Origin of the sequence: Marinicella litoralis (assembly GCF_002591915.1) — a bacterium.
GTDB lineage: Bacteria > Pseudomonadota > Gammaproteobacteria > Xanthomonadales > Marinicellaceae > Marinicella > Marinicella litoralis.
The window spans coordinates 34,858-46,300 of sequence record NZ_NIHB01000006.1; the positions used below are offsets into that span (position 1 = coordinate 34,858).

Genomic DNA, 11,443 nt, shown 5'->3' on the forward strand with positions numbered 1-11,443 from the left:
CATGGGTTAATGCCACTTTCGGTGGTTAAAAAGCTTGAAAAATCGTATAATATGTAGCGATATTTAAGACACCAATTACCCACTTGGAGAACTTTCATGTTCGAGTTGTTTGATGCTGTTCTGGCTGCCCGCTTGCAATTTGCGTTTACCATTGCATTCCATATTATTTTTCCAGCGCTTTCTATTGGTTTGGCATCCTATTTAATGGTGCTGCAAGCTTTGTGGTTAAAGACCGGCAGGGACATTTATCGCAGGGCATGGCGTTACTGGGTGAAAATATTTGCAGTCATCTTCGGTATGGGCGTGGTCTCAGGTATTGTGATGAGCTATCAAATAGGTACTAACTGGAGTGTCTTTTCTGACAAAACGGGTCCAATCTTGGGTCCTTTGATGGGTTATGAAGTCCTCTCTGCCTTTTTCTTGGAAGCTGGCTTCTTGGGTGTGATGTTGTTTGGTTCAAACCGAGTGGGGCGCAAGCTGCATTTTTTAGCAACCACCATGGTGGCCATTGGCACCATGATTTCAGGTTTTTGGATATTGGCGGTGAATTCATGGATGCAAACACCAGCCGGTTATGCCATCAATGATGTGGGACAGTTCATCGCAGCCGATTGGTGGCAAGTGATCTTCAATCCTTCCTTTCCCTATCGTTTTGTTCACATGATGTTGGCTGCTTATTTAACCACCGCGTTTTTGGTTGGCGGCGTTTCCGCTTGGCACTTACTCAAAGACAAAACCAATGCTGCTGCTAAATTGATGTTTTCTATGGCGATGTGGATGGCATTGATTGTGGCGCCGATTCAAATTGTGGCAGGCGATTTTCACGGCATCAATACATTACAACATCAACCGATGAAAATTGCAGCGATGGAAGGCCATTTTGAAAGTCAAAATGGGGCGCCATTGATTTTGTTTGGTTGGCCTGATGTGGCGGCAAAAACGGTGCATGGCAAGGTAGCAATACCAAAGTTAGGAAGTATGATTTTGACCCATGATCCAGATGGTTACTTGGCTGGATTGGATGCATTTCCTGAAGCGGATTGGCCGAATGTTCCTTTGGTGTTTTGGTCATTCAGGATCATGGTGGCAATCGGCATGTGTATGGCGATGGTTGGGCTGTGGTCAATGGTGGCAAGATTGCGGGGTCGTTTGTATGAGTCTAAATGGTTACACCGAGTCGCAGTCACCATGGCACCCAGTGGAACCATAGCCATCTTGGCTGGCTGGATCACCACAGAAGTGGGCAGGCAACCCTATACCGTTTATGGCTTGTTACGCACGGTTGACTCGGTATCGCCGTTAGATGCACCAGCAGTCAATGCTTCATTGTTGGCCTTTGTGTTGGTTTATTTTGTGGTTTTTGGGGCAGGCATTTACTATTTGTTCCAATTATTCAAACACACCCCGAGTTTGAATGAACGTGACATCAAAATGGGACAGCCAAGAAGGGCTGCAGGCATAACACCCATTCAAGGTTTGGATGATCATTCTTGGCATTCAGCTGATAAAAATAAGGAGGATCATTGATATGGATTATGTGTTGATTTGGGCCGCCATCATGGCTTTTGCAGTTTTTGCTTATGTGGTATTGGATGGATTTGATTTAGGCATCGGCTTGTTATTTCCATTCATCAGTGACCAAGATGAAAAATCAAATGCGATGAATTCGATTGCTCCTTTTTGGGATGGCAATGAAACCTGGTTGGTGCTCGGTGGTGGTGGTTTGTACGCAACTTTCCCATTGGCATTTGCTGTCATCATGCCGGCGTTGTATGCACCGTTGATTGTGATGTTATTGGCTTTGATCTTCAGAGGTGTGGCCTTTGAATTCAGGTGGCGTGCTCGATCTGATGCAGCACGAAACAGGTGGGATTTGGGTTTTACCCTGGGTTCTTTTTTTGCCACCTTCAGCCAAGGGGTAGCCTTGGGTGCTCTGGTTCAAGGCATCTCGGTGGTTGACCGTGGTTATTCTGGAGGGTGGTGGGAGTGGTTGACACCATTCAGTATTACGACTGGAGTTGCAGTGGTGATTGGTTATGGCTTGTTAGGGGCATGCTGGTTGATCTACAAAACCGAAAATGGCTTACAGGCGTTTTGTAGACAAGCCGCTGTTTTGCTTACTTGGGCACTGGGTGTGATGATTGCTGTGGTGAGTATTTGGATGTTGTTCAAACAAGATCCTTATATGCGACGTTGGTTTGATTATCCTAATTATTGGTATTTGTCACCGGTACCCTTGTTGGTTTTGTTGTTGGGTGTGTATTTGCTATGGGCATTGAAAAAAGGGCGTGAATTGTCGCCGTTTTTAAGTGTTATTGGCTTATTTGCTTTGAGTTATTTTGGTTTATGTATCAGTTTTTACCCCAATATAGTGCCACCGTCCATCACCATTTGGCAAGCCGCTGCACCTGAATCCAGTTTGAAATTCTTATTGGTGGGTTCTGCTGTGCTGATTCCCATGATCTTGGCCTATACGGCCTATTCTTACTGGGTTTTTCGTGGCAAAGTCAATTCAGAGGATCAATACCATTGAAACCTGAACCCAAGCAAAACAACAAAGGCAAACAATGGCTGTGGTTTGCTTTGATTTGGTTGGCCAGTGTGTGCTGTTTATTTACAATCAGCTACGTGATTAGGTTGGCTTTGTTATAAACGACCACTTGACCACTGTGATGAAAGAAGAATTGACTGATTATTGCGCGCCAGTCGTCCTTTATATTCAGTATAATTGGCATGCAATTTTAAATTTTAACCACAAAACACATTAATTCATGACAAACAAACCGCAAATCAAAGTCCCAGCCACTTACATGCGAGGTGGCACATCCAAAGGTGTATTCTTTAAGTTGTCAGATCTACCTGAAACCGTTCAAGTGCCTGGCCCAACACGTGATCAATTTTTATTGCGTGTGATTGGCAGCCCGGATCCTTATGGCAAGCAAACCGATGGTATGGGTGGTGCCACTTCCAGTACCAGTAAGACAGTGATTTTGTCCAAAAGCAATGAACCAGGTCATGATGTGGATTATTTGTTTGGTCAAGTGGCCATTGATAAGCCCTTTGTCGACTGGAGTGGCAATTGTGGTAATTTAACGGCAGCTGTAGGATCTTTTGCCATCAGCAATGGCTTGGTTGCAAGTGACCGAATACCACAAAATGGTGTGGCAGTGGTGCGCATTTGGCAAGCCAATATCAACAAGACCATTGTTGCTCATGTGCCCATGACTGAGGGAGCCGTGCAGGAAACGGGTGATTTCGAATTGGATGGGGTGACTTTCCCCGCGGCAGAAGTCAAAATTGAATTTGTAGACCCGGTCGGTGATGCAGCGATGTTTCCAACAGGACGTTTGGTTGATGATTTAGTGGTACCAGGATTAGGTACATTCAAAGCCACCATGATTGCTGCTGGGATTCCTACCATTTTTCTCAATGCAGCAGACATCGGATTCAAAGGCACTGAGTTACAAGGTGACATCAATGGCGATGAAAAGGTACTAGCGATGTTTGAGACCATTCGTGCCCACGGTGCGATAAAAATGGGTTTGATTCAATCAATTGATGAGGCGGCGAGCAGACAACACACGCCGAAAGTGGCAATCTTGGCTCCAGCTGCCGCCTATACATCTTCCAGTGGAAAAGTCATCAAAGTGACTGACATTGATTTGAATGTTCGCGCCATGTCAATGGGCTTACTACACCATGCGATGATGGGTACAGCAGCCGTGGCTATAGCCACTGCCTCAGCGATCCCCGGTACTTTGGTTAACCTCGCAGCCGGTGGCGGCGATCGCTCTGAATTGCGCTTTGGCCATCCTTCTGGCACCTTAAAAGTGGGTGCTGAGGTGGTACAAATTGATGGTCAATGGAAGGCGAAAAAAGTGATGATGAGTCGCAGTGCACGGGTGTTGATGTCGGGTTCTGTGCATGTGCCTGGCGAAGTTGTTTAATCATAAGTAAAAATTAAAAGGAGTTGATTGTGTCGAGTAAAAAACCTGCTATTACATTGATGTGTATGATTGGCCTGCTGGTCTTCAATGGCCGTGTGCATGCAGAACAACAAAAAGAATTAATCAACCAGCCCACACAATCCATGTTATGGAAAGTGACTGGTAACGGTCTGGAAAAACCTTCTTATGTTTTTGGCAGTTGGCATTTTTTGTGCCGCAATGAAATTGTTTTTAAAAACAAAGTTAAAGTTGCCATCAAAGAAACTGAACAACTGATGTTTCAAAACTTTGTTACTTATTTGGGATCAGATGACTACTATGAAAACAGAAAGGAAACTGAGCGCATTGACAGCGGGGAACCTATTTATAAAATTGATGACAGGAAAGTAAGAAAACGTCTGTTGAAATTAATTAAAGAACACATGGATTTGAAAATAGATTTGGCCAAAAGGGTGATGCCGATAGTGAAGAGAATGACTCCAATGGAAGTGTTTTTTTCATCCATGCATTCATTCATCAAAGATTGTAGCGGTTTAGGTTCCTTTGATAATTTACTGTATCAGCATTATCAAAAAATTAACGCGCCAATTGGTTCTTTCAATGAAAGAAAAACATTCCTAGAACGTTTGATGGCATCTGGTTTCTTGCAAGCAGAAAGTCTAATGACTTATTTAGAAGAAATTGAAAGTAAACGAGCTATGGTAAGAGCCATGAAAGCTCATTATTATTTGGATGAAGATGTTGATGGTTTAAAAAAGTTGTATCGAATTTTTTTGAACAATGACTTGGTTGATGAAAAAAGCATCAACAAATATGTTTTCAATATCGATACCCAACCATGGGTTGATATGATGGCCTCCTGGATAGCAATTAAACCCACTTTTATTTCAGTTAACGCCAATTATTTATTTAACGATGGTCTTGGTGTGATTGAACTGTTAAAGCAAAAGGGTTATGAGGTTGAACCCGTTCATTAATTAAATTTGATTCATTGGGATTTTAATGTAAACAATGCCATTGTCTGCCGGTTCACCAAAATCTCCCAAGCGCATATTACTTTGAATGGATGGCAGGATCAGTTTGGGTACTGACAATTGTTGGTCTCTGGTTTCGCGTTTTTCTTTATATTCAGCCAATGTGGTATTGGTTTTGATCATTTTATTGTGTGTCTTTTGTTCTCCAATGGTGGTTTTGTGCATTGGCTCTTCTCCCTCATCAGGATAGTCATGACATAAAAACACCTGGGTTTCATTGGGTAGCTGGTAAAGTTTTTGAATTGAATTAAACATGTGTTCTGCGCTGCCTCCTGGAAAGTCCACCCGCGCAGTTCCTAGGTGTGGTGCAAACAAAGTGTCTCCTACAAAAACAGCTTGATTTATGTGGTAACTGGCGCAGGCGGGGGTGTGACCAGGTGTGTGCATGACTTTGGCGGTCAATGTTCCAATTTCAAAGCATTCTTCATCATCAAACAAATGATCATACTGTGAGCCATCAATCGGTGTGTCATCACCAGTATCAAATATCGGAACCCACATCCTCAGCACATTTTTTATGCCTGCGCCAATGGCGGTTTTGCCACCGATGTGTGCTTGTAAATAATGAGCGGCCGAAACATGGTCTGCATGTATATGGGTCTCAAGTATCCATTGGTTTTTCAGCTGGTTTTCATTGATGTAAGTGATGATTTGATCGGCACTTTCGGTGCTGGCTTTGGCAGCATCTTGGTCATAATTCAATACAGAATCTATCACCGCAGATTGATTGGTGCTTTGATCCACCACTATATAGCTAAATGTTGAGGTATCAGGGTCGTAAAAATGTTGTATGTGCATATTTTTCAAGACTTTAGATCGTATTGTTTCAATAGTTCGTAATCGATGATGATGTCTTCTTCCTTGATTGAGAATTCGCCACTGGGCATTTCTCTGATGTATCGTTTCAATGCTGTGATGCCTACTGGGAAAGCAATTTGATCCCAGGGAATGTCTTCTGGAGCAAATAATTTAGCGTCAGACGTTTCGGCCCCAGCACCAAAATTTTCATGTGCCAATTCAGCCCTGAAATAGACATGTACTTGATTGCGTTGGATGATGTTGTAGACGCCAAATAATGTGATGTTTTTTAAATCAGCCAGTACTTCTTCCTTCACTTCACGAATCGCACCGGTGCGAGTGGACTCACCATTTTCCATAAAACCAGCAGGAATGTTCCAAAAGCCACTGCGTGGTTCAATGGTTCTCTTACCCAACAAGATTTTTCCTTTGTGTTCAATGATACAGGCATTAACCACTTTGGGATTTTCATATTGAATGGTATAGCAGCTTTGGCAGACAGCACGGGGCTTGTCATCACCTTGCGGAATCAGGTATTTGACCTCATGGCCACATTGGTTACAGAATTTTATCGTCATTGATATATTTTAACATTTTGTCGTCGATACTGCCCTCCATAGAAAAAATAATTTCATGCCTCGGTATTAAAATTTTCTTGTTGAATGACTTCATTTGAACCAAGTGAAGCATTGTGTTTTCATAATGGATGCTGAATAAGCCAATGACCTGCCTGGGTTGTTGTCTTGAGCCCGCCTTTTTAACGGGTGATTCAGATAAGCGGTTGGCTGAGTTAATAAACCAAGATTTATTTATATGTAATCATCCATAACAGGTCACTTGGCTTTATCCAGACGAATCTAATGTGATTAAAGTAAACAAAATCAAAGACATTCGCAGGCAAAATTAATGTTTCATGTTAAATATATTGTGCTTTGTCTTGACAAATTCGCACAAAATGAATATTTTTAATACCTAGGATTTATTGATGGCTGGTCTTTTATTCAATAGTAAACTGATAAATGGCGATGGTAAATCTCTTGTTTGATTGTTGATTCAATCAAATAATCAAATCTTTGAATAGAATCACTGTATTCTCATAAAGCAGATTCATCGGTCCTGGCACAAATAATAACGACAATAATAATTATAAAGAGGACTGATATATGGCGCTAAAACCGTGCTGCTCAGCTGATGGAAAACCGCTATCCACAGCATCCATAGCATCAAATTTTTCAGATTTGCATGAACCCTTAGGTGTGCAACAAGCCGTCGCAGAAGCCAATCGCTGTATTTATTGTTATGACGCGCCTTGTATAAAAGCCTGTCCAACCGGCATAGATATTCCGACCTTTATTCACCAAATTCGTACTGATAACATCATCGGCTCAGCCAAAACCATTTTGGCTGAAAACATCATGGGTGGTACTTGTGCTCGGGTTTGTCCGACCGAGGTTTTGTGTCAGGAAGCCTGTGTATTAAACAACGAGCAAGATCATGCGATTGAAATAGGGCACTTGCAGCGATTTGCTGTTGATCATTTTATGGTTGAAAGTCAGGCTCATCCATTCACGCGAAACCCAGAAACAGGCAAGTCAGTTGCGGTGATTGGTGCTGGGCCAGCCGGCTTATCATGTGCTCATAGGGCTGCCATGCTGGGTCATCAGGTTACAGTATTTGAAGCCAAAGATAAGCCAGGTGGTTTGAATGAATATGGCTTGGCAGCCTATAAAATGGTGGATGACTTTGCTCAACGTGAAGTGGTATTTTTATTGGAAATTGGTGGCATTGAAGTTAAATACAATCAAGCGCTGGGTGAGCACATATCGATTGATCAGTTGAGAAAGGAGTTTGATGCGGTATTTATCGGTGTAGGATTAACCAATACATATTCTTTGGGTTTGGACAATGAGGACGTTGTTGGTGTAGCTGATGCGGTGGATTTCATTGAACAAATCAGACAAGCCAAAGACAAATCAAAAGTTAAAGTTGGCAATGATGTGGTGGTCATCGGCGCTGGCAATACCGCCATAGATGCGGCAGTTCAAGCCAAAAGATTAGGCGCAGCCAACGTGAATTTGGTCTATCGACGTGGCGAAGAACACATGAGTGCCACTGAATGGGAAGTTAATTTAGCCCGCACCAATGGCGTGAACATACATCTATGGGCGGCACCCAATTCAATCAAGGGCCAAGATTATGTCAAGGCGATTGAATTCAATAAAACCAAAATCAAACACAATAAGTTGGTAAATTCTGGCCAATCCTATCAAATAAAAGCGGATCAGGTGTTGAAAGCCATTGGTCAAAAACTGAATAACTCTGTTTTGACTGATATAGAGACTCACTGCGGAAAAATAGTGGTTAATGATCGATATGAAACATCGCTAAGCGGTGTTTATGCAGGTGGTGATGCGATTCAATTGGGTGAAGATTTAACCGTGCAAGCGGTGGAAGACGGTAAGCAAGCAGCGCATTGCATTGATGTAGCGTTGATGATGAAGGAGGTGAATCATGGCTGATTTAAGTTGTACCGTTGCTGGGATTAAAAGCATCAATCCGTTTTGGTTGGCCTCAGCGCCACCGACCGATAAATACATCAATGTAGTCAGGGCTTTTGAAGCTGGCTGGGGTGGTGTGGTATGGAAGACCCTGGGTGTGGATCCACCGGTAATCAATGTATCTAGCCGTTATGGTGTGCATAAAAACAACAACGAAATAATAGGGATCAATAACATCGAATTGATTTCTGATCGACCCTTACAAGTGAACCTGGATGAAATCAAACGAGTGCGCAAAGAATGGCCAGATCGAGTCATCATAGGTTCGATGATGGCGGTGATTGAAGAAAGTGCATGGAAAGAACTGGCAGTGAAAATAGCTGATGCCGGTGTACATGGCATTGAATTGAATTTGGGTTGTCCTCATGGCATGTGTGAACGCGGTATGGGATCGGCGATTGGTCAAGTGCCAGAGATGGTGGAAAAGGTCACCCGCTGGGTGAAAGAAGTGGTTGATATTCCAGTGTTGGTTAAACTCACACCCAATATCACCAATATTTTGTGGGCGGCTGAAGCCGCTCAAGCCGGTGGTGGAGATGCCGTGGCTTTGATCAACACCGTCAACTCAATTGTTTCAGTGGATTTAGATGCCATGGCACCTACCCCAGTGGTTGGTAGTCAAGGCACTCATGGCGGTTACTGTGGCACTGCAGTTAAGCCAATTGCGTTGAACATGGTGGCTGAAATTTCGCGCAACAATGACACCAAAGATTTACAGATTTCTGCCATTGGTGGTATTGAAAATTGGCGCGATGCGGCCGAGTTCATCGCTTTGGGTGCCGACGGTTTACAAGTGTGTACTGCGGCGATGTTGTATGGTTTTCGCATAGTCGATGACATGATTGCTGGACTCAGTCAGTGGATGGATGACAAAGGTTATCAGTCATTAGATGATTTTCGTGGTCAAGCCGTAGGCAACACGGTTGACTGGAATGCTTTGGACATGAATTTTGACACCAAAGCTTTGATAGATACTGAATCTTGTATTGAATGTGGTCGTTGTCACATTGCTTGTGAAGACACCAGCCACCAGGCCATTGCCTTTGATGTGGCCGAGGATGGCAAGCGAACCTTCACTGTGATTGATGATGAATGTGTGGGCTGTAATTTATGCCAACATGTCTGCCCAGTCCCCGATTGTATAGATATGGTGCCGGTTGACAATGGACTGCCTGAAATGACTTGGCCAGAACATCCTTTAAATCCGATGAACTCTTAAATGATTACCATGAAGTACTTGAAGGGAATGAAGAGAAAACAATGAAGGAACAAGATTTATTAAAAAAGGTTTTTGAAAAAACGAACGCAACGAATCAAGAGTATTGGTTGAAGCAATGTGATGACAAAGAATCTGCCATAGCACTCTCTATGCTTTTTGTTAGAGAGTCGTTAAAGTTGATTCAAAAACCTAATCAAACAGAATGGTTAGATGCAACTATAAAAGATCTTGAATTTCGCATAGGCAGAGATGATTTATATTCAACTGGGTTTTTACCAGAAAAGCCTAATTTACTTTCAGCGGTTAAGTCAGTTAAAGAAAGCAATGTTGATAGGTCTGCTTTAACACATATCATCAGAGAGTCACAAAAAGATGTCCTATATGGAATGTTTTCCTTATTGGGAGGAGGTCACTGTTTTGAAGATGGTTTAGAAAGTGCTTGGGAACTGTTTGAAATAGATGAAGATGGTAAGCCCAAAAGAGGCTTTGTTATGATGAATGAGATAGTCAATGAATTTGAAAACTAAACTTCATTGACTTCCTGCCATTCATGGTTAAAAAAAAGATATAAACAATATGACAACACAAAACTTAGAAAATTACTGGATGCCATTTACGGCCAATCGACAATTCAAAGCCAAACCACGGTTGGTGGTGGGTGCTGATGGCATGTATTTCAAGCTTGAAGATGGTCGACAAATGCTGGATGGCATCGCCGGGCTTTGGTGCTGTAACGCCGGTCATAATCGCCCGCGCATTGTGGAAGCCATTCGCCAACAAGCCGGTGAGTTGGATTATGCGCCAGCCTTCCAAATGGGCCATCCCAAACAATTTGAGTTGGCAGAACGTTTGGCCAACTTAATGCCTGGTGATTTGAATAAGATATTCTTTACCAACTCAGGATCAGAATCGGTAGAAACCGCTTTGAAAATGGCCATTGCTTACCATCGGGTGAGGGGCGAAGGGCATCGCACGCGACTGATAGGTCGTGAGAAAGGCTATCATGGGGTCAATTTCGGCGGTACATCTGTAGGCGGTATGCCTGCCAATCGCAAGATGTTTGGTTCTTTGGTCAATGGTGTCGATCACATTCGACATACGCATGGTGTTGCTGGCAATACATTTTCTAAAGGACAGCCAGAAAACGGTGCTGAATTGGCAGATGACTTAATCCGTTTGATTGAATTACATGACGCGTCCACCATTGCAGCGGTGATCGTTGAACCTTTGGCTGGTTCGGCAGGGGTGTTGTTACCGCCGAAGGGTTATTTAGAGCGGTTGCGCAGTATTTGTGACCAACATGGCATCTTGTTGATCTTTGATGAAGTGATTACTGGTTTTGGTCGATTGGGGGCACCATTTGCCACTAATTTCTTTGGTGTAGAACCCGATTTAGTCACCACCGCAAAAGGTTTGGCCAATGGCGTGATTCCTATGGGTGCGGTGTTTGCCCAAGACAAGATATACGATGCCTTCATGCATGGACCTGACAACATGGTTGAATTTTTTCACGGCTATACATTTTCAGGTAACCCTATGGCTTGTGCCGCAGCCATGGGAACCCTGGATACCTATGAAGAAGAAGGCTTATTAACCCGAGCCGCTGAATTGTCTGATTATTGGCAGGATGCGGTGCATTCATTGCGTGATTTAGATCATGTGATAGATTTAAGAAATTTAGGCTTAATTGCGGGGATCGAATTGAGGCCCCGAGAAGGTGCACCTACGGCTCGTGCTTTTGATGCTTTTTTACAGGCCTATGATGCCGGTTTATTGATTCGTACCACGGGTGATACGATTGCCTTATCACCGCCGCTAATTATTGAAAAAGAACACATTGATTTCGCTTTTGAAACCCTGCGAAAAATAATTCAGTCACTTGATTAA

11 protein-coding genes are annotated in these 11,443 nt (G+C 43.1%); 9 read left to right on the top strand and 2 right to left on the bottom strand.

Features of this window, described 5'->3' with window-relative positions; all coding sequences use genetic code 11:
• Nucleotides 1-96: 96 nt before the first annotated feature.
• From CCS90_RS13475 to CCS90_RS13495, 5 genes are all read left to right on the top strand, one after another.
• Complete coding sequence (locus tag CCS90_RS13475) at nt 97-1,527, top strand: cytochrome ubiquinol oxidase subunit I (protein WP_099020102.1); 1,431 nt, start codon at nt 97-99, stop codon at nt 1,525-1,527.
• A gap of 1 nt (nt 1,528) precedes the next feature.
• Nucleotides 1,529-2,533 (top strand): cytochrome d ubiquinol oxidase subunit II, encoded by a 1,005-nt coding sequence (gene cydB, locus CCS90_RS13480; RefSeq protein ID WP_180236535.1) that lies wholly within the window; start codon nt 1,529-1,531, stop codon nt 2,531-2,533.
• Nucleotides 2,530-2,652, top strand: coding sequence for a DUF2474 family protein (locus CCS90_RS14865; RefSeq protein ID WP_133566564.1), 123 nt, complete (start codon nt 2,530-2,532; stop codon nt 2,650-2,652). The genes cydB and CCS90_RS14865 overlap by 4 nt, the downstream gene beginning before the upstream one ends.
• Before the next feature lie 119 nt (nt 2,653-2,771).
• A complete protein-coding gene (gene prpF / locus CCS90_RS13490) occupies nt 2,772-3,947 on the top strand; it encodes a 2-methylaconitate cis-trans isomerase PrpF (protein ID WP_099020104.1) in 1,176 nt (391 codons plus the stop codon).
• Between the two features lie 29 nt (nt 3,948-3,976).
• Entirely contained in the window at nt 3,977-4,924 is a 948-nt protein-coding gene (locus CCS90_RS13495) for a TraB/GumN family protein (protein ID WP_133566563.1), read from the top strand.
• Here the strand turns inward: CCS90_RS13495 and CCS90_RS13500 are convergent, their stop codons facing one another.
• Complete coding sequence (locus tag CCS90_RS13500) at nt 4,925-5,779, bottom strand: MBL fold metallo-hydrolase (protein WP_099020106.1); 855 nt, start codon at nt 5,777-5,779, stop codon at nt 4,925-4,927.
• 5 nt (nt 5,780-5,784) lie between these two features.
• Nucleotides 5,785-6,357 (bottom strand): NUDIX hydrolase, encoded by a 573-nt coding sequence (locus tag CCS90_RS13505; RefSeq protein ID WP_099020107.1) that lies wholly within the window; start codon nt 6,355-6,357, stop codon nt 5,785-5,787.
• A 585-nt stretch (nt 6,358-6,942) separates the two neighbouring features.
• On the opposite strand from CCS90_RS13505, the gene CCS90_RS13510 reads away from it, so the two are divergent.
• The 4 genes from CCS90_RS13510 to aptA are packed head-to-tail and all read left to right on the top strand — an operon-like array spanning nt 6,943 to nt 11,443.
• Nucleotides 6,943-8,298 carry an NAD(P)-dependent oxidoreductase gene (locus CCS90_RS13510; RefSeq protein ID WP_099020108.1) on the top strand — a complete coding sequence of 452 codons (1,356 nt, stop codon included), beginning with the start codon at nt 6,943-6,945 and terminating at the stop codon, nt 8,296-8,298.
• On the top strand, nt 8,291-9,556 hold the full coding sequence (gene preA / locus CCS90_RS13515; RefSeq protein WP_099020109.1) for an NAD-dependent dihydropyrimidine dehydrogenase subunit PreA: 1,266 nt from the start codon (nt 8,291-8,293) through the stop codon (nt 9,554-9,556). Before CCS90_RS13510 ends, preA begins: the two co-directional genes overlap by 8 nt.
• A gap of 41 nt (nt 9,557-9,597) precedes the next feature.
• Nucleotides 9,598-10,083: a hypothetical protein gene (locus tag CCS90_RS13520; protein ID WP_099020110.1), complete on the top strand. Its 486-nt coding sequence runs from the start codon at nt 9,598-9,600 to the stop codon at nt 10,081-10,083.
• A gap of 49 nt (nt 10,084-10,132) precedes the next feature.
• Nucleotides 10,133-11,443 (top strand): omega-aminotransferase AptA, encoded by a 1,311-nt coding sequence (aptA, locus tag CCS90_RS13525; protein WP_099020111.1) that lies wholly within the window; start codon nt 10,133-10,135, stop codon nt 11,441-11,443.